The sequence below is a fragment of the Ruminiclostridium cellobioparum DSM 1351 = ATCC 15832 genome (assembly GCF_000621505.1).
Lineage (GTDB): Bacteria > Bacillota > Clostridia > Acetivibrionales > DSM-1351 > Ruminiclostridium > Ruminiclostridium cellobioparum.
Genome location: NZ_JHYD01000009.1, coordinates 13,117 through 35,367 on the forward strand (window position 1 = coordinate 13,117; position 22,251 = coordinate 35,367).

General features: G+C 39.6%; 23 protein-coding genes. 3 read left to right on the forward strand and 20 right to left on the reverse strand.

The genetic code is table 11. The features are described 5' to 3' along the window. Positions 1-25 precede the first annotated feature (25 nt). From T344_RS0105655 to T344_RS0105690, 8 genes are all read right to left on the reverse strand, one after another. Positions 26-382, reverse strand: coding sequence for a NifB/NifX family molybdenum-iron cluster-binding protein (locus T344_RS0105655; protein WP_027627893.1), 357 nt, complete (start codon positions 380-382; stop codon positions 26-28). Positions 383-403: 21 nt separating this feature from the next. Further along, entirely contained in the window at positions 404-1,174 is a 771-nt protein-coding gene (locus tag T344_RS0105660) for an Mrp/NBP35 family ATP-binding protein (RefSeq protein ID WP_027627894.1), read from the reverse strand. Between the two features lie 140 nt (positions 1,175-1,314). Next, positions 1,315-1,791, reverse strand: coding sequence for a DUF134 domain-containing protein (locus T344_RS0105665; RefSeq protein WP_027627895.1), 477 nt, complete (start codon positions 1,789-1,791; stop codon positions 1,315-1,317). A gap of 110 nt (positions 1,792-1,901) precedes the next feature. Next, positions 1,902-2,621, reverse strand: coding sequence for a response regulator transcription factor (locus T344_RS0105670; RefSeq protein WP_027627896.1), 720 nt, complete (start codon positions 2,619-2,621; stop codon positions 1,902-1,904). Positions 2,622-2,631: 10 nt separating this feature from the next. Further along, the gene (locus T344_RS0105675; RefSeq protein WP_027627897.1) at positions 2,632-4,353 is read right to left on the reverse strand and encodes a methyl-accepting chemotaxis protein; all 1,722 of its coding nucleotides are present in this window, start codon (positions 4,351-4,353) and stop codon (positions 2,632-2,634) included. 21 nt (positions 4,354-4,374) lie between these two features. Next, positions 4,375-5,265, reverse strand: coding sequence for a phosphate ABC transporter permease PstA (pstA, locus tag T344_RS0105680; RefSeq protein WP_004623653.1), 891 nt, complete (start codon positions 5,263-5,265; stop codon positions 4,375-4,377). A 2-nt stretch (positions 5,266-5,267) separates the two neighbouring features. After that, positions 5,268-6,185 (reverse strand): phosphate ABC transporter permease subunit PstC, encoded by a 918-nt coding sequence (pstC, locus tag T344_RS0105685; RefSeq protein ID WP_027627898.1) that lies wholly within the window; start codon positions 6,183-6,185, stop codon positions 5,268-5,270. A 102-nt stretch (positions 6,186-6,287) separates the two neighbouring features. Continuing rightward, positions 6,288-7,235 (reverse strand): phosphate ABC transporter substrate-binding protein, encoded by a 948-nt coding sequence (locus T344_RS0105690; protein ID WP_027627899.1) that lies wholly within the window; start codon positions 7,233-7,235, stop codon positions 6,288-6,290. Between the two features lie 244 nt (positions 7,236-7,479). On the opposite strand from T344_RS0105690, the gene T344_RS0105695 reads away from it, so the two are divergent. Together T344_RS0105695 and T344_RS29620 are read left to right on the forward strand one after the other, a co-directional pair. Next, complete coding sequence (locus T344_RS0105695) at positions 7,480-7,857, forward strand: BlaI/MecI/CopY family transcriptional regulator (RefSeq protein ID WP_004623673.1); 378 nt, start codon at positions 7,480-7,482, stop codon at positions 7,855-7,857. Further along, on the forward strand, positions 7,850-9,970 hold the full coding sequence (locus T344_RS29620; RefSeq protein ID WP_051571604.1) for a M56 family metallopeptidase: 2,121 nt from the start codon (positions 7,850-7,852) through the stop codon (positions 9,968-9,970). Before T344_RS0105695 ends, T344_RS29620 begins: the two co-directional genes overlap by 8 nt. A gap of 180 nt (positions 9,971-10,150) precedes the next feature. On the opposite strand, the gene T344_RS0105705 is transcribed toward T344_RS29620, so the two are convergent. The 8 genes from T344_RS0105705 to T344_RS0105740 all read right to left on the reverse strand — a co-directional run bounded on the left by T344_RS0105705 (position 10,151) and on the right by T344_RS0105740 (position 17,919). Beyond that, a complete protein-coding gene (locus tag T344_RS0105705) occupies positions 10,151-11,704 on the reverse strand; it encodes a glycosyltransferase family 39 protein (RefSeq protein ID WP_027627900.1) in 1,554 nt (517 codons plus the stop codon). Between the two features lie 136 nt (positions 11,705-11,840). Next, on the reverse strand, positions 11,841-12,593 hold the full coding sequence (locus T344_RS0105710; RefSeq protein ID WP_027627901.1) for a TMEM165/GDT1 family protein: 753 nt from the start codon (positions 12,591-12,593) through the stop codon (positions 11,841-11,843). A 217-nt stretch (positions 12,594-12,810) separates the two neighbouring features. Continuing rightward, on the reverse strand, positions 12,811-14,187 hold the full coding sequence (locus tag T344_RS0105715; protein ID WP_027627902.1) for a PhoH family protein: 1,377 nt from the start codon (positions 14,185-14,187) through the stop codon (positions 12,811-12,813). Between the two features lie 73 nt (positions 14,188-14,260). Next, on the reverse strand, positions 14,261-15,100 hold the full coding sequence (locus T344_RS0105720) for a histidinol-phosphatase HisJ family protein (protein ID WP_027627903.1): 840 nt from the start codon (positions 15,098-15,100) through the stop codon (positions 14,261-14,263). A 127-nt stretch (positions 15,101-15,227) separates the two neighbouring features. After that, complete coding sequence (locus T344_RS0105725; protein ID WP_027627904.1) at positions 15,228-15,665, reverse strand: hypothetical protein; 438 nt, start codon at positions 15,663-15,665, stop codon at positions 15,228-15,230. 133 nt (positions 15,666-15,798) lie between these two features. Continuing rightward, on the reverse strand, positions 15,799-15,969 hold the full coding sequence (locus T344_RS31895) for a YmaF family protein (protein ID WP_084331129.1): 171 nt from the start codon (positions 15,967-15,969) through the stop codon (positions 15,799-15,801). Between the two features lie 289 nt (positions 15,970-16,258). Beyond that, positions 16,259-17,086 carry a TerC/Alx family metal homeostasis membrane protein gene (locus tag T344_RS27675; RefSeq protein ID WP_051571609.1) on the reverse strand — a complete coding sequence of 276 codons (828 nt, stop codon included), beginning with the start codon at positions 17,084-17,086 and terminating at the stop codon, positions 16,259-16,261. Positions 17,087-17,277: 191 nt separating this feature from the next. Further along, a complete protein-coding gene (locus T344_RS0105740) occupies positions 17,278-17,919 on the reverse strand; it encodes a DedA family protein (protein WP_027627905.1) in 642 nt (213 codons plus the stop codon). A gap of 295 nt (positions 17,920-18,214) precedes the next feature. On the opposite strand from T344_RS0105740, the gene T344_RS0105745 reads away from it, so the two are divergent. Next, a complete protein-coding gene (locus tag T344_RS0105745; RefSeq protein WP_004627158.1) occupies positions 18,215-18,823 on the forward strand; it encodes a CAP domain-containing protein in 609 nt (202 codons plus the stop codon). 106 nt (positions 18,824-18,929) lie between these two features. Here T344_RS0105745 and T344_RS0105750 read toward each other — a convergent pair whose 3' ends face one another. The 4 genes from T344_RS0105750 to T344_RS0105765 all read right to left on the reverse strand — a co-directional run bounded on the left by T344_RS0105750 (position 18,930) and on the right by T344_RS0105765 (position 22,196). Continuing rightward, a complete protein-coding gene (locus tag T344_RS0105750) occupies positions 18,930-19,163 on the reverse strand; it encodes a glutaredoxin domain-containing protein (protein WP_027627906.1) in 234 nt (77 codons plus the stop codon). Between the two features lie 148 nt (positions 19,164-19,311). Further along, positions 19,312-19,956, reverse strand: a complete 645-nt coding sequence (locus T344_RS0105755) for a DedA family protein (RefSeq protein ID WP_027627907.1) — start codon at positions 19,954-19,956, stop codon at positions 19,312-19,314. 186 nt (positions 19,957-20,142) lie between these two features. Continuing rightward, a complete protein-coding gene (locus T344_RS0105760) occupies positions 20,143-21,267 on the reverse strand; it encodes a serine hydrolase (RefSeq protein WP_027627908.1) in 1,125 nt (374 codons plus the stop codon). 185 nt (positions 21,268-21,452) lie between these two features. After that, on the reverse strand, positions 21,453-22,196 hold the full coding sequence (locus T344_RS0105765) for a GntR family transcriptional regulator (RefSeq protein ID WP_027627909.1): 744 nt from the start codon (positions 22,194-22,196) through the stop codon (positions 21,453-21,455). Between the last annotated feature and the right edge of the window lie 55 nt (positions 22,197-22,251).

The following is a 22,251-nucleotide window of genomic DNA, read 5'->3' on the forward strand; positions in this document are numbered from 1 at the left end:
TAGAAACACTGTAAAAACAGTAATTTTAATGTCCGCATTCATCAGCATGCTGATGTTCATGACAAACTGAACCGCTGGATTTCAGCTTACCCTCTATATAGTTCCTGGCAGCAGTTTCTGCATCGCCTGCCGCCCCGGTGATGACTTCTATATTCTTCTCCTCGAATATTTCAATTGCACCGGCGCCCATACCTCCTGAGATTATTACGTTTACACCTTTATCGTTTAAAAAGTTGGGTAAGAATCCCGGTTTATGCCCCGGATTTGAAATGAACTCACTGCTTACGATTTGTTTGTTCTGCTCATTAAAAATAGTGAAACCCTCACAATGTCCAAAATGTTCTGTTACCATTTTACCATCACTGGCTATTGCAATCCTCATTTTCTTTCACTCCTTTTATTATTAAAATAAAATACCTTCAATTATTCCTGAAGCATCAGCCAGATAATCATTGCTGAATTTTTCAAATTCACCCTTGTCGCACAGCATTGCCAAGTCCGGGTCCACCGGAAGCCGTCCCAAAACACATAAGCCCGATTCCCCTGCAGTTTCATCCAGCCTGCTTTCCCCGTACAGCTTTATCTCTTTGCCGCAATCGGGACATTTAATATAACTCATGTTCTCAATGACTCCTAAAACAGGTATATTCATTTGTGCTGCCATGTTATATGCCTTTTTAACTATTAAGGAGACAAGCTCCTGGGGTGAGGTCACGATTACTATCCCATCCAGAGGAATTGACTGGAACACCGTCAGCGGAACATCTCCCGTGCCGGGCGGCATATCGATGAACATTACATCCAGATTCCCCCAGACCACATCCGTCCAAAACTGTTTTACCGCACCTGCAATCATCGGCCCCCGCCATATAACAGGTGCATCCTCCTGATCCAGCAAAATATTCATGGACATTATATTGATGCCGTTATGTGTTTTTTCCGGAAAAATTCCCAATTCACTTCCCTGAGCTTTTCCGGTAATACCGAACATTTTGGGAATGGATGGCCCCGTAATATCGGCATCCAGTATTCCAACATTATACCCCTTCCTTCTCATTAAAACCGCTAACATGGAAGTAACCAAGGATTTACCCACACCGCCTTTTCCGCTTACAACTCCAATTACCTTTTTTATTGAATTGAGTTCATTGGATTTTTCAATAAAATCTGTCATTGTTTCATCTCCCGGGTTTGTTATTTAATTATGGGCTTATGCTCACAATTTTTATTTTAGTATCATTATGAGCATATGTCAATATCTATACGCATGAATAAAAAATAAGATCAGGAGAATGACACTCCTGACCTTTCAAGCTAATCTATGTTTCTTCCATGGCGCCGGCAATTTTTCCGGCATGATTTTTGATTACAGTTGGGTTCACAGATAATTTTTTCCGACCCGCAAACCGAACATGTAAAAGCTCCGCTTTTTATGGCTTCCAGGTTTTCTATACTTTCAGTCCATTCTTTACCGCACTCCACACATTTTACCGGGCATATATTACGGGTGAATTTTCCACCTTCTATATGAATAGTCTTACCGTTTATCAAACTGTCGGCTATTTTTTCCCGTGCCGATAACAATATCCTTTGAAAGGTTGGCCGGGACACCTCCATCTTTTGGGCACATTCCCCCTGCTCCAGGCCCTCCAGATCTTTGAGCCGGATGGCTTCCAGTTCTTCCAGCTTCAATATGTTCTCAGGAACTTCGGCCACATCTGTTTCAGATGGTATAAAATACGGTATTGTAGGAATGTTCTCAATTTTTCTCCACTTTATGGGTCTTGCCAATAATATCACTCCGTTTGCCAGCAGTCTGTAACATCTTTCTTAATCCTACAGCAAGTATATAAATATTAACTGCATATGTCAACAAACTCATTGGTCGGATTTATACGTATCTATCCCACTTTTCTGCTCAGCTTCTTATTTATAAATCTATATCCTTCTTTTCTGACACATTCAATATAGCAGTATTCATTATCCAATTCACACAATTTGCGGCGTATATATCTTATATGCACGTCAACCGTTCTTGTCCCCTCGAAAGAATCAGAGCCCCATATCTTCTCAAGCAGGTACTCTCTGGATAGTATCTTTCCCATATTTGAAATCATAAACATTAAAAGTTCAAACTCTTTTTTAGGGAATTTAATTTCCACATCACCTCTGTATATGGTTCTTCCCTGAACATCAAACTTTAAATCATTCAATTTTATATCATCAGACTGTTTTTTTTGAGAGAGTTTTGTTCTTCTGATCAGAGCTTTAATTCTGGACTGAAGCTCCCGGACGCTAAACGGTTTGATCATATAGTCGTCGGCCCCCACCTCAAGTCCCAGGACAATATCAAATTCTTCCTTTTTATCTGTAAGAAACAATATAGGTATTTCTCTTGTATTGGGCTCCTGTCTCAGCCTGCGGCAAACCTCCAGCCCGTCTATGCCATGGAGACTGATATCCATAATCAGTAAATCCGGTTTTTGTTTGTTGATTTCCCAAACCAGCTTTTCACCATTGTCAAAGGTTTTTGTTTTATAGCAGGAAGCTTCCAGATTTTGCTTTAGATATTGTTTTACATTCATATCCATGTCAGCAATATAAATAATTCTGTCATTCATTACAAGCACCTCAGTCGGTAGTAAAAGAACTTTTAATTTGTCCGAATTTTGTAGCAACATTTAATATGTTCTCAGAGTTTAGTATAACATCACCGGATATGCTATGGTGCCTTTCAACCTCTACTGCCATTTCCTGCGAGCTTGAGGCCATGTGGTTTATTTTATCTATGATCTTGTCAGAATTTTTTTCAAACAATTTTATATTGTCGGTAATTTGTTGAGCCTTTTCTGATATATCCATTACATTTTTATGTGTAAGTGTTACTTTATTTAATATTTCATTAAATGCGTTATTGGTGGTTTCGGCCATTTCCATGCCCTTATGCGAGATATGCCTGCCGCGTTCAGCCACTTTGAGGGCAGCCTCGGTATTGGATTGCATATCTTTAATTATATCTTCAACCTCAACGGCAGAATTTGCAGAGTTGTATGCCAGATTCTGTATTTCCTGTGCGACCACCATAAAACCCTGGCCGTATTCACCGGCTCTTGCCGCCTCTATGGACGCATTTAATGAAAGAAGCTTCGTTTGTCCCGATATATTTTTAATAGTACTGGTTATTTTAGTTATATCATTTGATCTTTTGTCTAAAATATTTACAAATTCCACCGTTTTATCGGAAACTTTCCCTATTTCAGAGATAAATTCACCCAGTTCCTTTAATGTATTCATACCCTCGCAGGCGGCATTAATCATCACTTCACTGAGCTCGGTGGTAAAATTCACTTTTTGGGTTACATTTTCTATGGTATCTATAAGCTGCCCTGCTGATTCTGCCATCTGGAAAGCAAAAGTATTCTGCTCTTCAGAGTCTTCCGACATCCTTTTAGTCAACCCATAGACGTAGGATGTACTGTCGTCTGTTTTTCTGGCAATTTCATTCAGCTTATTGCTTGAAGCCGTCAACTCTTCAATTGACACACTAATTTCTGAAAGCAGCTTTTGAAAGCTTGAAAGCATTAAATTTAAACTTTGTGACAAATTGGTTATTTCAGGACCTCCCTGATTTGCTCCTGAACGGATTGAAAGCTTTCCCCTGCCTGCCAGTGTAACTGTGGCATTTATTTCCCTGATGGAGTTGATTATTCCCCTGGTACCCAGCATGCTCAGAACCAGTGCCAGAATAATGCAAATAACACCTGAAATTATTGAAGCCATCTGTTGTTTATAAAGCAATTTCAGATACGATGCCTTCGTTACTGCAACGGCATAAATCCAATCCTTCTCCATAACATATCCATAGGCAATGGTAACACTCTGATCCTTTAAATCGGCTCCCACAGTTCCTTTTTTCTGCTTTAACATTTGGTCTATAATGCTGTCGGACAAATCCGACTTCTCAATTGTTTCTTTATTTACATTGTCTCTGTCGACAATTGTTCCGTCAGATTTCAATAAATATATTTGTGCATCAAAGCCGGCCTGTTTATAGCTGGATGCATCTTCGGTAAGAATATACTTTAATTTTCCGGAAAACTCCTTTGAGCTGTATGCACTGGTTAAGAGTGAAATCTGACGGACCAATGAGTGGACTGAATTATCCAATTGGCTGGAAATCAAATGTTCAAGATTGCTTTTGCCTATAGAATAAGTAATTCCTGTTGTGATGGAAATTGCTGCTGTTATGATTATCAAAAACAAAGCAAGTATTCTTGTTCTGATCTTAATCGACTTGTATTTTTTTGTAAAGAAAGCTATTAAATTTATAATTTTTGTAGATTTAAGATACATATTGGGAATCACCAGCCTATTTTAATTTTTTGAGCCTGAAAACCTTACATTGAGCACTCTTCCTAAAAAACGGGATATTATATTGAATAAAAAAACTGAAATAATCAATATTGACGAAGCTCCGTCGGCAATTTGCCTGCTGTCGGGAGCCAAACCTTCAGAGTTGACCTTCCAAATATAAACGGCCAGAGTTTCAGCAGGTCTGAAAGGATTTAAAGGGGATCTGGCATGAAATGGATTTAAATCATGAAAATTAAGATTCGGACTGCTCATACCGGCTGTATACAGTAAAGCCGCAGCTTCTCCAAATACCCTTCCGGAAGTCATGATAAGCCCCGTAACAAGACCTGGCAATGCCGTCGGCAATATTACCCTGTAGATTGTCTGCCAGTGTGTGGCTCCCAGGGCCAGGCTTGCTTCCTTTACTGTTTGCGGAACATTTCTGATTGCGTCTTCGCTTATTCTTGTAATGACCGGAAGGTTCAGAACTGCAACAGCCAACGCTCCTGAAAACAGTGTATACCCCCATCCTGTCATGGTGACAAAAACAAGGAGACCAAATAAGCCTATTACGATTGAAGGAAGAGAAGCCAACGCTTCAATACAAAAACGCACCATATTGGTTATACGTCCTGGTTTGGCATATTCAGCCAGGTATATTCCGGCTGATAATCCGATGGGAACAGTTATAAGCATGGATAGAAATACAAGATAAAGTGAATTGAACAGTTGAGGACCAATGCCGCCGCCTTCCTTCATAAATGTCGGGGCAGAGGTTATAAAATGTAGATTCAAGCGGTCTCTTCCCTGATATATGATATATCCTACGAATAACATCAGCAATAAAATGAATCCTGTAGCTATTATATAAAAAACAACCGTGGCTAACTTATCTGCTGTTTTTGATTTCATAATTATTTACTGCCTCCCTGGTTTCCTATTCTGTGAATTAAAACAATAAACAAAAATGACATTATCAAAAGCAGTAACGCCATAGACCATAAGGCATTATTCCACACAGTCCCCATAGCTGTATTTCCCATATCCATCGTTATAATACTTGTCATATTTATTGTTGAATCAAGCGGCGAGCGCGGAATTCTTATGGTATTGCCCAGGACCATCTGAACCGCCAGGGCTTCACCGAACGCACGCGCCAAACCAAGTACAATTCCGGTCAAAATACCGGGAGTAGCAGAAGGAATAATTACTCTTCTGATTGTCTGCCAGCGTGTAGCCCCCAATGCAAGTGAAGCTTCATAATAGTCCCTGGGAATTGCTCTTATAGCATCTGCAGAGACGCTGGCAATGGTGGGAAATATCATTATGCACAGGACAAGTGAACCGGCAAGCAGACTAAAGCCAAGTCCGCCAAGGTTTACTCTGATAAACGGTACCAGAACGCTTAAGCCGACCCAGCCATAAACTACCGATGGAATTCCGACAAATACCTCAATGGCCGGCTGTAACAACTTCTTACCTAATTTTGGCGATATCTCAGTCATAAATATGGCAACTGCCACACTGAAGGGTGTGCTCATCAACAAAGCAAGCATGGACACCAAAACAGAGCCTGTTATAAAAATCAGCGCACCGATGGCCGGACCTCCATTTGCCGGAGCTCTGTCAGGTTTCCATACCGTTGAAAATAAAAATTCTATCGGTGAAAAATGATTGTTAAAGAACGTGGCCAATCCTTTTGTAGCTATGAACACAACAAGACAAAGCGTCAGTATGATCAGAAACATCCCAAAAAAAGTTACTGCAAATTTACCGGAATATTCATGCTTGAAATAGTAATACCTGGATTTCATGTTTTTATTTTTCAACATATATAATCATCCTTAACTGGATAGTTGTTTGGTTAATATAAAAGGAAGCCGGTTAAAGCAACCAGTCTCCTTTTATATTTAATGTATTATTAATCTGAATTCCTAGTTATCTCTGGATACTTTCATTTCGGAATTTGGAATATATCCGAGTTCAGTTATTGTCGGCTTGAATTCATCACTTGTCATAAAGTCGAGGAATGCCTTCACAACGCCGGTTGGCTCGCCTTTTGTATACATATGTTCATAAGCCCAGATTGGATAACTGCCGCTGGTAATATTCTCAACCTTAGGTTCAATTCCTTCATATTTAAGTGCTTTAACAGTGGAATCAACATATGATAATGCAAGATAGGAAATTGCTCCGTCAGTATCGGCTATTGCCTTTTTAACGGTACCGGACTGGTCTTCTGTCAATGCCATACCTTCTGCTTCCTCAGCACCATCCAGGGCATATTTCTTAAAGGTTGCTCTGGTACCCGAAGAACTTGGTCTGTTTACGATAACAATCTTCATGTCATCTCCGCCGGCATCTTTCCAATTTGTGATTTTTCCTGTAAAGATATCAATCAACTGCTGCTTTGTCAGGTTGTCTACCTTTACCTTTGGGTTTACAACTGTTGCAAAACCTACAACACATACTTTGTGATCAACCAGTGCTTTTGCCTGATCTTCCGGAAGCTTCTCTTCTGCATATACATCTGAATTTCCAATGTCTGCTCCGCCTTCGGAAACCTGCTTCAATCCGGTGCCGCTTCCGCCGCCCTGAACTTGAATATTTGCTTCCTTATTTGTTTCCATAAAAATCTGAGCTGCTTTTTCTGCCAGAGGCTGAAGTGCTGATGATCCGACTGCCGTAGCTGATCCTGAGACACCTGCTGTTGATGACGGTGCTGCTTCGGTACTGCTGCTTGCCGAAGACTCAACCTGAGTTGATCCTGAAGCTGAGGAATCTGCGGCAGTTTCATTATTTGAGCCACAGCCGACCAAAGCCGTAGAAAGACTCATTGTTAATGCCAAAGATAAGATCACAGATTTCATAAGTTTTTTCATTTTTACTGACCCTCCAAATAGAAGTTATTTTGTTTACAAGATTCATTCTAATTTTTATTGATTAATTACAAATTAATGGTGTGTAAAATCAAAGTTAACTCTTATTCATATTGGTTAAATATTTTTAATAAAAATTTTTTTAATATAAAACATTTAATATCATTTATCAAAATCCTTCTTGCAAATCCGGTCTAATCATGATAGACTGTACCCAGTCTAATAAGTTTAGATTGGAGAGAATGCCATGACTAAAAACATAACGCTTACTGACGCAGAAGAAAAACTCGCAGCTTTGGTTTGGCGGGATGCGCCGTTGACCTCGCCGGAGTTGGTCGCGCTTGCGGAGCGAGAAATGGGTTGGAAAAAATCAACGACTTACACGGTGTTAAAGAAACTTTGCGACAAGGGCGTATTCAAAAACGAAAACGCAAATGTGTCTGTTGTGCTTACTCGTGACGAGCAAATAGCCCGCCAAAGCCGCCGCTATGTAGAAGATACTTTCGGCGGGTCGTTGCCGAAGTTCATCACTTCATTTTTCGGCGGCAGGAAACTAACGCCGGAACAAGCGGCAGAATTAAAACGTCTGATAGAAGAATATGAAGGGGGCGGTAATAATGGATAAACTGTTCCTCACAATTCTAAATATGAGCCTGACCGGGGCATTTGTTATCGGGGCAATATGCCTTGCGCGGCTTCCACTTAAAAAAGCCCCTAAAATAATTTCTTACTGCCTGTGGGCGGTAGCAGGATTTAGACTCGTTTTCCCGTTTTCCATTGAGAGCATATTTAGCCTGATTCCATTCAAGGCGCAGACAATACCGACGGATATAGTCATGCAGCCTGTGCCGCGCATTGACAGCGGCATACCCTTTGTAAATAATGCTGTCAGTAGTATTCTTCCCGCCGCCAAACCAACCGCGAGTGTAAACCCTTTGCAGATATGGATGGCAACCGGCGCGTGGGTTTGGTTTGGCGGCGTAGCCGTATTGTTCATTTACGGCGTGGTGTCTTTCTTTATCCTTAAACGGAATATGAGGAAAGCAGCCCACATCGAGGCCAATATCTACGAAGCGGAAAATATTAAATCGCCTTTTGTATTGGGCGTTTTCAAACCGAAAATCTATCTGCCCGTTGGCTTATCCGGGCAAGAAAAAATCTTTATTATCTTGCATGAACAGACGCATATCCGGCGGCATGACCATATCATAAAATTCGTGGCGTATTTCATTTTGTGTGTGCATTGGTTTAATCCGCTGGCATGGGTGGCGTTCCTACTGATGGGCGTGGATATGGAAATGTCCTGTGACGAGCGTGTATTGAAAGAAATGGGTGGAGAAATAAAAAAGGATTATTCGCTGTCGCTGTTATCGTTGGCAACGGAACGGCGTATCATTGGCGGCAGTCCTCTTGCTTTCGGAGAGGGCGGCGTGAAAGGGAGAATAAAAAACGTGCTGAATTTTAAGAAACCGTCCCGGGTGATTATCGTCGTGTCAGTTGCGTTGGTTGCTGTATTGAGCGCGGGGTTTGCGGCTAATCGTGCCACGGATGGAAATATCTTAAATTCATTCATACCAATGTCCATGAAAAATGTTGATAAAGAGCCGCATTTTGCCGGGACTGTAACCGAAGTGCATGATAATGCCATCCTTGTAAGTGTCAACGAGGGTGAGGACGCACGCAGAAGCAGCGACCTGATCAGTGTTTCTCTCAGCGTGAAATTGAAAGACAGCATGACCCATTTTACCGTTGGCGATAAGGTTATTGTCTATTATAACGGCGAAATCGCGAAGTCCTATCCGGCACAGGTAAATACCGTTTATGCCATTATACTGACAAACCCGGATATGCAGATAACGTCATCGGATGAGAATATCTCTGACATTGCTCAAAGAGTCGAAGATGGTCTGCTTGTTATAATGTCATCGCCACTTAGTTCATCCAATCCGCAGGACTATATCAACGAGCACTGGGAGGAGTATGAGAACCTTACGATGAAATATCCGGACGGTGTTTTGGAGTACCTGCTTTCTCAATTTGAAGCAGGCAATTCCAGCGGTCTGCGCGGACAGATTATGATGCGGATGTGCAAAGATATGCTGGGTGTCCAAAATAACGTAACCGATGAATCACTTTCGCCGCAAGAATGGTATAGACAGTTATCCATCATCAGCGAAATAAAACTCCCTGATTTCAAACCGGAAAATCCTTCTGGTGTCTATGATGGAGAGGTTGATGGTAAAGTATACGGCGGCATTTTCAATTCAGCTATCTTGCAGCAATACGGCGGTTCCGAGAGCGGGTTTCTTATGTATGCACCCTCTATTTATGGCGCTTATGAGGAATCCGGCAAGCTAAAAGTGTTTGTCACGGTATATTATGAGTATTACCGTTTATACGGTAGTACCTTGGAGAGCACAGGCGGCGCTGTGATTCCGGGTGCAATCATATTTCGGAGCGGCGATTACAGTGGCGGATGGGAATTTGAGGAATTTCTCGAAGTCGGTTCTGCAAATTTACCGGACGGCGCATATTTTGGCGACTCCATCCGTAAACTTTGTGTAATGCCAGTTTCGGGAAATGAAATAAAAGGACTCGCAGAAAAAATGACCTCTGATTATGCAAATGACGCTCGGCGGGAAATGCTTATGCAGAGTTTGAAAGAACATTTAACGGCACATGGGCAGACTGGCGTATCTCTGAAAAAGCCGGACGGCAGTATGATTGAATTGAATTAATGGGTAGTCCTCCCCCAGTGACGGTTAAGCCATATGGCTCAACTTTATTTACCGCAAAATTTTAAAATTATCTTATTAAAACTATCTTATAATTATAATAATACAGGGGAATCTTATTTTGTGTTGTTGCAAATGCAACATTAGTAAAATTTTCATTTTGATACCGGCAATTTCAGCCTTTCATCGGCGTTTGGTGACTGTCGTAAAAGCAATGTCATAAGCCCTTTTAAAGCCTTGAAATGACAGGATGATCAAAATAGGATAGACGGGATAAATATATCTGGACTTTATCTCCCAGATTATATAAAAGGCAATAATCCCCAGAATAATTAAAACCAAAAGCAAGCCTTCAAACTTACCTGCCTTTACTCTTTGTATCAATCCAAATAAAATAAATAAGTACATTAAAAAATTAATTACATATAGTATCCAGTTCATTGCACTTCTGTACATGGAATCATCCTTGAATAAATTGGTGGCAAAGGTCCTGTACTCATATCCCCCATGCCTTGGACATTTTTTTGCCGATGTGTCCATATCATTTCCAAAGCCATATCTTTCGATCTGATAGGTGCCTTCTGTCCATGTCCAGATAAGTTTTCTATAATAATGCGATAACAGTCCCCCAACAGTTGAATTCGAAATTTTTTCCTTAATATCCTCTTTAAATAATTTGATACTTAACTGTTTATTGTAACTTGCATCAATTCGGTATATGCTATAACTTTTAAAGTCGTCCCAGAATCCGAGCTTTTCGAAATTCATTCCCATATTCAGCCACATGTGGACGGGAGCCGAGTTCTCCTTAACAGATCCGCTTATAATATTTGCCTTCTGCAAATAATAATTTTGGGCCAGTCCCGGGATATTTACCGCAAGAATCAGAATAAATACCGAAGCTGCCGCCAGTCCGGCCTTCAGCACATTCATATTTAAAACAACATAAATAATAGCTGCTATTAAAAATATCAAGCCTATATTTCTGAAATAATTGCCTATGGATAAAAAAAATGCTGAGGCCAACAGGTCTTTAACAGCCCGCTTCTTGACAAATTTTATCAGGAAATATACCGAACAGGTGAAAAAGGCTGTGGCCATAACATCGTTATAAATAAAATTGCTCATGAATATTCCCGGAATGTACGTTGCTGCGAAAAATAATATTCCGTAATCCTTACGGGCAGATTTGCAGTCAAGTAATCCGTTTATTTTATATATCATTATTGTTATAACAAGAGAAAACAATATGTTAAAGCTTTTAATAACCACATAGCTGTCGGGAAACAGCTTCAGTAATGCCATGATATACAGCACTGTGCCGTAATTAAAGGGAAACATGTGAAGGTAGCCCCCTTCCCCGAAGGAGGAATAATCCTTGTGGTAGAACATATTTAATGCCAGTGTATAAACAGTTTTCGAATCATCGGTAGGCAGCCTTGGAAATGCAAAAATAAAGCCTGTTTGCAGTAAAAATGAAATTAGGATGGAGATGGGCAAAATCAAGCTTTTATCATATCTGTCAAGTTTAAGAGATATTTTATAAAACAGGAAACCCATTGGCAATATAATAAAAATGAGTATGAAAAATATGCCAGGTTCTTGTTTTGTCAGAATGGGCCTGTCCCCATAGATAAAATAATTATACTTTGCCCTGACAAAGAATGAAGAAAATATAAAAAGCGCTGTAAAAAGCATTAATATTATATAAATTGTTTTTTTAACGTTCTTCAGCATGGCCCTCTCCTTAACATTTTTCTAATATGCGTTGATTTAAAAATTAAATTCAAAGAATTTTAAGGTAAAATGCTGAACTCCATGCTTCAGATAAAAAAATTGCCGGACGAAAATATGTCCGGCAATTTTTTAAGAGCTATTTTTTTACTGCGTCCGGCTTTTGAAGTTTCACCTTGCAGTATTGGCCCACAATCCTGTTTTGTTCTTCAACAACTTTATTGTTCTTTATTAATAAATATGCAGCTATACCTGTAACAATGATAATTGAAATCATACAGACAATAATGGCCCAAAGCGGAAGCTGAAGCATATCACCGGCCACCTGGTAACAGCCTATCAAACCGAAGAAAATAAATACTCCGGCCGATATAAGTTTAATAGTTCTCTCAGGTATTTTCCTGCACATGACCACCCCGACTATAATGCCGATCCCATCTGCAATTAACATTCCGGTGGTGGTTCCTGTCAAAATCCCAATGGGGCTGGCAGGGAACTTTGCTGCAAGGGCAATAGTGGCCAGCTGGGTTTTGTCACCCATTTCGGCAATAAAAAATGCTATTGCAACCGTCACTACCGCTCCAAATTTTGTTGTCCTGTTCTCCTCGCCCTCCAGTCTGTCACCTCTGATTGTCCACAATCCAAAGAATATGAAGGATAATGCAGCAATTGCCTGTATCCAGATTTGAGCCGCTTCAAAACGTGTTATAAAATTACCTACTGCAACAGCTAAAGCATGGTTTAAAACGGTAGCTATAAATACGCCTGCCAATACTTTTGCCGCTTTGTACCTGGTGGCAAATGCCATTGCCAGCAGCTGCGTCTTATCCCCCATTTCAGCCAGGACAACAGTCCCGGTTGAAAACAGAAATGCAATTAAATTAGAATACATTTTTACACCCTCTCGGTTTCTCCATAATAAAAAAATATATTAAAAAAGACTTTTAACATAACCCCTCTAGAAAAGGTTATGTCAAAAGTCTCGTTACCCATCGGTTACAAAGCCAGGCATTTACGCCAGTATGTTGACTTTGTATTAAAAACTACTCCCTTTTAACATGTTCAATGATAATATATTAATTGATGGCTTGTCAATACAATATTCATATTTACATCCTTTTTGCCGCTTCATAGGCAAGCTCCGAGCGTTCACATTCTTCATCGGTAAGAGTAATCTGGTAACACAGGGGACTTCCCTTCATTTTTTCGGCTGCGTAACTCAGTCCGTTTGTCCTTATATCGAGAAAAGGATGGTCTATCTGCTCGGGGTCACCTATCAATATGATTTTTGTGCCCCTTCCGGCACGGGTAATAATCCCTTTTACCTGCTTCGGAGTCAGATTTTGCGCTTCATCGATGATTATCCACTGTTTTACGATAGACCTGCCTCTTATAAAGGCAATAGCCTCGGTATTGATTATCTTCCGGTCAAAAAGTTCATCTATTTTATCCTTCAATTCTTTTTCACTTTTATACCGTTCGTTTTCGTCATTGTCAATCAACACCTCCAGATTGTCTATTACAGGCCTGAGAAAAGGTGCTATTTTTTCCTGCTCGGTGCCTGGCAAAAAGCCTATATCCTCATCGAATTTCACATTGGGCCGGCATACCAGTATCTTCCGGTAGGACTTGTTGTTCTCGGCAACCATTTTATGAAGGCCTACAGCAAGTGAATAAAACGTTTTTGCAGTGCCGGCCGAGCCCTTTATTATGACAAGCGGTGCTTTATCGGCATCCAGCATCAAAGCTTCCTGTATAAATTTTTGTCCCGCATTTCTGGGAGATACACCAAAGGGGTGCTCATGCATGAAGTTGAGGGGAACGACCTCCTTGCCGTCAAACCGTGCCAGAGCAGTGTGTTTTTCATTTTTGACTGAGTGGATTATCAGGAACTGGTTTGCAAAAAGTTCGACTTTTTCCTTTTTTTCCGAATTATTGGGGAAATAAAACAGATCCTCTGCTAAAAGCTTTGAGTTCTTGTAAAAATCATTCAGTTTCTTCTCGGTAGTATAAGCTTCTACACGCCCTCTGTACTGTTCATCGTATACAGGCACCTGTTCTGCAAAAAAGTCCTGGGCGGCAATTCCCAGAACATCGGCTTTGATTCTGGCAAAAAAATCTTTTGTAATCAGAAATACTTTTTCTCCATTTTCCTTTAAGCCCTTGCATACTTTCAGTATCCTGTTATCGTTCACACTGCCTATCCAGCTCTCGGGAAGCTTTACCTCGTGAAAATTCATCTCTATACGCAGGAGACCTCCGTTATCAAGCTTGACACCCTTGTTCAGATTTCCTTTTTCCCTGAGTCCGTCAATAAGCCTTGCTACATGCCTTGCATTTGCTCCAAGCTCGGTATTGTCCTTTTTAAATTTGTCCAGTTCCTCCAGTACCACCTCGGGTATAACAATGTTATTATCGGCAAATGAATATAGTGCATACGGAGTATGCAATAAAACGTTAGTATCCAGAACAAAAGTCTTCTTCAATTTCTTCATTAGTTACCGCCCCTGTCCATATTTTTTTAATTGCATGGTAAACCGCCTGCTCTGTGAAAATACATCAGGCGTATTGCTTGTTGTAACCACCAATAGAAGCTTTCCGGGATATTTTTATCATAGAGGGCTGCCTGTTCACATAAACGGTTATATAATCAAATCCTGCCTGCTCAATCATTTCTATTCCTTCCCTGATACCTTTTCCCACATCCTCTGCCGTATGCGCATCAGAGCCTACCGTAATTATCTCTCCTCCCAGCTGCCTGTACAGGCTCACTATGTCAAGGTCGGGCAAACAGGCTTTTGCAAACTGTCTCAAGCCTGATGTATTCACCTCAATTCCCTTACCGTTCTGAATGATTTTTCTCAGAATTTCTTCAAGTCTGTCTCTGTAATCAATTAAATTGGCCTTGATTTTATAAATGGAGGTATACCTTTTGATAAGATCCAGATGGCCTACGCAGTCAAATTTGTTCCAGCTGACCAGCGCCTTTAGTTCTTCAAGATATCTGATGCAATAGTATGGTGTATTATGTTCATTATACGTTATTTCCCCAAAATCCAGGTTATCGCTCATTTTATGGGCCGAAGCCAGAACATAGTCATACTTGTGTGCCCCAAGCAATTTTTCGGAATACTCCGGATATATGTGCGGTTGTCCAAGTTCAACCCCTCTTTTTAGTTTAATATCTTTTGCAAAAACCGACTCAGCACTTGAAATCTCCTCAAAATACCTGTCGGCATCATAAAATGGATATTTTTCATTTCCTAAAGAAGGCTCGAAATGGTCAGTTACGGCGATTTCCTTTAAACCTGAATCAACAGCTTTTACGCACATATCATATATTTTGTTCTTTCCATCACTTGAATTATCCGAATGCGTGTGGTAATCAATTAGATACATATATAATTCCTTTCTTGATCCAGCTGTTTTTTTCTTTACAATTATAGAATAATGCCTTAATATTAATAATACATTAAAGCCTCCTTAATTTATGGTAAATTCTAAAGAAGTTTAAATTATCTCAAGCTCAGTCTTCTGCAAAATAATCGAAATCAAAATGCTCTTTCTTACTGCTGTGTTTTATACCATGGGTTTCACTATCCTCGAAGCCAGCATAATGTTCTTTTACATTATATTCCTTCTCTTTATTTGATTTATGTTTTGAGTTTATGTTAAATTCTTTATATTCATTTTCATTAAATCCATCAAATTCATCGGTTTCAAGCAATTCATCCAGGATGCCCTTTTCCTTTAACAGCAATAATAAAATGAGCCCCTCCCATAAGGTTAATTTTTGATTTTTACATTTCTTCTTATGTTTTCTCGTTTCTTCTTCATAATATTGCAGAATAAGTTCCTTAAGTATCTGATCATTGTTAGCATGCATATCAGGAGCCTTGTTTTTATCTTTAAATGTTGAATTATTGACTTGTGTATGCGGCCTTTTTCTGCCATGTCTTCTCATACATATCGCTCCTTACCCAAAATAGTGCCATAATATTATATGAATAGTTAACATAAATTGTAACAAAAAACCAGATCCACAAACTTTGAATAGATCTGGCCAAAGATTTAAGTTGACTTTATTCCAAGGATATTTAATCCCTATATACTGAAGTTCTCCCTGAAAAACGATGGGTGTGCCTGTCTGCGACTTGGGTTTCCCCCATATAATTATGATAATGTCCTCCGTCAATATATACTGCAGGACCTGTATAATCTGTGTAATAATGGATATGTCCATTGTTATAGGAGGTAACGCCCTCCAAATAATGATATGGCCTTCGGTGTCTGGATTAATACTTGTTCTACCCATATAATTGTGAACATGCCCGTCGGTATATGAGGTTTCACCGCCATATCTGTGGTTGTGTGGCCCGTTTGGCATATTTATATCACCTCTGTATATTTTATGTCAACTTATAAATGTTTGTTACAAACTTTTACACTAAATTAATGCGTTGGGCTAATTAAAATACGGAAGTTACCATTTGATTTAAAAAAATTACACAGGTAAAGCAAACATTAAATTAACTGGCACAACGTGTTAATTTTACTCTATGCCTCTCCCGTTTTCCGGCTAATCATCACCGATGCCACAATGCTAACGGTTAAAATAGAAACAATCACAGCCAGGGAAAGTCCAACGGGTATGTGTACACCAAACATTAACAGTGCCAGCTTAAGACCGGTAAACGTGAGAATCAGGGCTACACCATACTTCACGTATTTGAATTTTTCATGAAGATTTCCCAGTACGAAGTACATACTTCTGAGCCCCAAGATTGCAAATATATTTGATGTATAAACTATAAACGGATCAAGTGTTATTGAAAAAATAGCCGGTATGGAGTCCACCGCAAATATTATGTCTGTGAACTCAATGACAATAAGAACTGCCAGCAGAGGTGTAGCGTATAATACTTTGTTTTTTCTCACAAAAAACCTGTCGCCCTCCAGACTGTCACTGACCGGAATAAGCCTGCCAATAACCTTTAGTATCCTGCTGTCCTTGACATTGTTATCCTCATGTCCGAACATCATTTTGATACCGCTGAAAATAAGGATGGCTCCGAATATGTAGAGCATCCAATGGAACTTATTAATAATTGTTACTCCCAACAGCACAAATACCAGCCTTAAAACGAGAGCTCCGGCAATTCCGTAATTCAGTACCCGCCTTTGATATTCCGGTTTTATTCCGAAGCTGCTGAAAACCATAATAAAAAGGAATAAGTTGTCAATGCTCAGGCTTTTCTCAATTACAAAGCCTCCCATGAACTCCAGAGCCTTTTCCTGTCCCATGAAGAAATAAACTCCCGCATTAAATACCAGCGCCAAACCGATCCAGAATGCCACCCAAATCAGGGCTTTTTTTGTTGACATAAATGTACCTCCAGTTTTTTTATTTATATAAAAAGACTCTGAGACAAAACCTGATGGTTTTGTCTCAGAGTCTCACGAATTGTGGATATACCGGGCAAATTGCCGTAATGACGGTTAATCCTCTGTCGTTGTTACAGACCGTTACTCCCTCTGTTTGCTGCTTTAATACAATTAGTTCAGCCAGTTATATTTTAGGATTTGTTTCTTCTGTTTGCCATCCACGTAAAAACAACCGGCAATAGGGAAATACCTATTATAGCAAGTATAACCAATGTAAAATTCTCACTCACTACCGGAATGTTCCCAAAAAAGTAGCCTGAAGCCACGCAGATGGATACCCATGCTATTCCCCCTGTTATATTGTAAAGTATGAATCTGCCGTAGGACATACTGCCCATTCCCGCAACAAAGGGTGCAAAAGTCCGGATAACAGGGATAAACCTTGCCATAATAACGGTTTTCCCTCCATGCTTACGGTAGAATTCATGAGCTTTGTCCAAATGTTTTCTATTTAAGAATCTGACATTTTGCTTTTTAAAAATCCTGGGCCCCAGGAACTTGCCGATGTGGTAATTCACCGTGTCACCTATGACAGCCGCCGCAATCAGAACGCCGGTTATCAACCATATATTCATGGCCCCTGATGCCGATAGGGCACCAACTACGAAAATCAGAGAATCACCCGGCAGAAAGGGAGCCATAAACAGGCCTGTCTCGCAAAAAATAATCAAAAATAAAATTACATATGTGAACCCTCCAAAATTGTTTATCAATTCTGTCAGATGTTTATCCAAATTAATTATGAAGTCAAGCAGCGTGTAGATTATGTCCATTCTTCCTCCGTGTTTTATAAGTATATTCAAAATGTATCCATCTATTAAAATACTATTCTAATAAAAGCTGTAAATCAAAAAAGATACTTATAGAAGTGTTTAAAGATCAGCTGTTTGGCCACTGTATCAAGATTGTAATATGTTAAGTGTGATTTTGTCAATTAAAATAATGTTAATTAATTGTAAAGAACTTCTTAACAAACGCTTTTAATGCATAATATTTCAATTTTTTTAAAAATTTGTTGGTCATATTATTGCAACAAACACAAATAATAGTCATTGAGGTGATATAATTTTGAAAAAAATATTGATTATAGCAACATTGGTTTTCAGCTTGCTGACAGTAGGAGTTTTTGCTCAAACCTATACTTGCAAGCGCGGTGACACCTTGTCCGGAATAGCTGCCAAGCACGATACCACCATAAGCAGGTTAAAGTCCTGTAATCCACAGCTTAAAAATTCCAATGCCGTTAAGCCGGGACAAAAGCTGACAATACCTGATCAAGGCAGTATCTCTGATTATGAAAAGGAAGTGGCAAGGCTTGTTAATGTGGAAAGATCCAAAAGAGGCCTGCAGACTCTAACTTTAAATGCGCAGATATCAAAGGTAGCCAGATTAAAGAGTCAGGACATGGTTAACAAGCACTATTTCTCCCATACCTCACCAACCTACGGATCTCCTTTTAAAATGATGGAATCCTTCGGTATCAGGTTCTCAACAGCAGGCGAAAATATCGCCTATGGACAGAAAACACCCGCTGAGGTTATGAATGGCTGGATGAATTCACCAGGACATAGAGCAAATATTCTGAGCTCCACCTACACAAATATCGGTGTCGGTCTTGCTAAAACAAGCACCGGCGTCAAGTATTGGACTCAAATGTTTACAAAACCTCTAAAGTAGGTATTGTATTAATTCCAATCAGTTTCCAGGTATAAAATAAAAGCAGTGTCCCTGAGCCGGCTCATTGGATACTGCTTTTATTTATGCTTTTAATTCTCAAGATGTTTTATGAAGCGTTAAGAAGCTTGTCTATATATTCCTTATCATAACCTACAATTATGTTACCATCAATGTCAATTACCGGTACTGCCCGCTGACCTGACTTTTTTATCATTTCCAAAGCCCCTTTGGTGTCCTTTGAAACGTCAACGTCCACGTACTTTATATTGTTGGAATCCAGGTGTTCCTTAAGTACGTTGCACCATTTACAGGTCGGTGTGGAATAAACCTTTATTGCCATACAAATCCCCCCTTAATCAGCAAAACATTTCCATTTCTCCTTTTGCCAAAATAGTGTAAATCCGTATATTAATAGTAATACTATAATGATACCTCATAATTGGACTTGTAAACACAAATTTAAGTAAATATTTTCCATATACAAATGTTTATAACTCCGACGAATCGGACTGCTTTTTCCTGGATTTACGGGATTTATAGATAATATAGCCTATTATTGCTATAACGGCAATAACGGCCACCGAAGCCATATTGAACACAGACAGGAAACGTTTGACCTGCTGAATGTTTTTACCTATTACACGTCCTATCAAAAGATAAATGACCTGCTGCAAAATAATTGAAAACAAAATATAAGTAAAATATATTCTTTTCTTTACCTTAAATACTCCTGAAAACAAAACCATGATTGTACTGGTACCCGGAATAAATTTGCTCAGAATCAAACCATACTTGCCATACTTATGAAATACTTTTTCAGACCGTTTGATATGCTTTTCATCGATATATTTCAATACAAGCTTGTATTTGAGTACTTCATCACCCTTTTTATATCCGAACCAGTATACCAGGATAGAACCTATAAGACTTCCCATTACAGATACAAATAAAACCATAAGAAAATGGAAATTGGGTCCAATTGTCGTCAGATATCCTTCAAAAACTATAATAACATCTGATGGATATGGAGGAAAAACCAATTGGAGTATACCTGAAACTAAGAAGAATATATATGTAACTACCGGATTTCCGTTGATAATGCTGTGTATAGAGTTAAGAATAAAATCCTCCATTAAAAATAGCTTCCTCCCTTGTTTAATTACAACCAATATTCAATTTATTATACCCTTCTTTTTATAATATGTCTGAATATGAATAAAAACAGCCCATAAATAAAACAAATTTATAAATGAGCTGCAAATAATTTATCCATAAATATAGGATAACCGGTTTCCAATATTTTATTTAAAGTTAATTTATTATTTTGCCTGTACAGGTGTTTCTGCTGCATATGCCTCTTCAAAGTCAAATATCTTTTTGGAAAGTGCGGCTATATTGTTGCAGGCTGTTCCGAAATCCACATCTTCGGTCATTACAGAAAGAACATACGGGTGCTTTCCGAATACTATACCCACATCATTGGCTGTTTTGGTCTGATTTCCGATTTTATGTGCAACCTTCACACCTGTCAGCTTTGCACTGATTCTGTCATTCCAGTCGGTATTTTCAAGATTGTCTATCAGCTCCCCGTAAACAGCTTCATTGTCCAGGTAATGACTGTACATATCCCGGGCTACAAGAGCCATGTCATAGGGACAGGAACGGTGGGTCTTACCGTAATAAACCTTTCCTCCAAGGTCGGTCAGATACTTGCGGACGTTTTCTATACCTACCTGACGGATAATCATGTTGACACCGCAGTTATCACTCTTGCGGATAGCGAGCTTTGAAGTCTCACGGACAGTGTATTCGGTCCCGTATGGTGAATTTTGTATGATTCCGGTACCGTACTCCAGATCCTCCTCCTTATACACGAGCTTGTCCTCAAGGGATACCTTGCCTGCCTCAATGTCCTTGAACAGAACCATATTAATGGGGAGCTTGGAGGTACTTGCCGCAATATACTCAACCTGGTCGTTGACATTAACCATTTCACCCGTAGCCAAATCAATATAGGTTACGCCGTACCTGCCTGGAAGCTTTGAGGTATAGTCGGTAATAATTTTTTTCAGTTCGTCCATCCTGCCGCTTTTTGCCGCCGTGCCGATTTTTGGCAAATATCCGTGTGCCTGGGTAGTAACACCATTAAGGTCGGAATTTGATCCATTGGCCGTACTATCCGATGGCTGCCCGGTCGAACCTGCCAAACCGGAATTTGTTGCGGCAGAGTTTGCAGCAGTGCCCGGCCCTGTTTGAGACGCAGCAGTCTGACTGCTGCCGGTATGGGTTGAATCTCCGGCCTTTGATGCTCCTGTTACATTATCCCTGTTTAAAAACAGATATACTGCCATAACAATTGCAACTATAAATAAAACCGTTGCAGCAACAACGAGTGCTCTTCTTTTTTTATATTTCCTTCCGTTTTTTAAATGATACCTGCTCATCTTTCCTCCTATTATGCTTATGCTCAGTACAAAGTTGAAATTAACTTTATGCAATAAAAACATTTTTTCCAAATCAACAGCATCTAATTTTAACACTATTGGTCCATTGGATTCAAATACATTTGAATTAATATTTTCTTAAATACAGTTTAATTATTGACATTTCCACTGCATTCTGTCCTTTCTTACTGTTTGCTGTTTTCAAACATCAATCTGCAATTATCGGCCCTGTATTTGGAAATTATATACTCCACTGCCTGTCCGCTCTTTGAAAACAGGGTATTCTGAAGCTTTATGAGGGGCTGGCCGGGTTGGACCCTCAGCAAAGGCGAATCGTTGTTATCGGCAAATACTATTTCCAGAATGCTCTTGCTTTTTTCAGGAATAAGAGGATATTTTCCTCTCAGAATATCTATTGAGGATTTCCCGTCTTTAAGCTGGTTGACAATATCCGGAAACAGATTTACTGGGATATAGGACTTATTCAGCAAATAAACTTCATTGGCCTGATTATTTATAAATGATAAATAAGTGATTACGGTTACCGGCATACTGCTGTTATAGTTAAAAATACGGTTAAGTATGTCAATTGACGAACTCTCTATTACAGATATGTCTATTATATTTTTCCCGGCGGGAGCCTGGCAGTCAAGAATGGAATCTGTGAATCCGGTATAGTTTTTGATATCTATAACATTCTTGCGGCCATAAACAAAAGTTCCTTTTCCCTTTTCCTTGTATAGATAACCGCTGTTTGTCAGCTCGGTTATGGCCTGTCTCACCGTAGGCCTGCTGATATCATACATCTGACAGAGGTCCTGCTCGGAGGGAATCTGGGTGTTGGGGGCATATTCATTGCTTTCGATCTTTTTTATTATCATATCCTTAAGCTGCAGATACAGAGGAATGCTGCTGAACTTGTTTATCATATGTACTCTCCAATCCGGTCTAATCAAAGTTAAACCCAGTTATACTTTTCTCTTG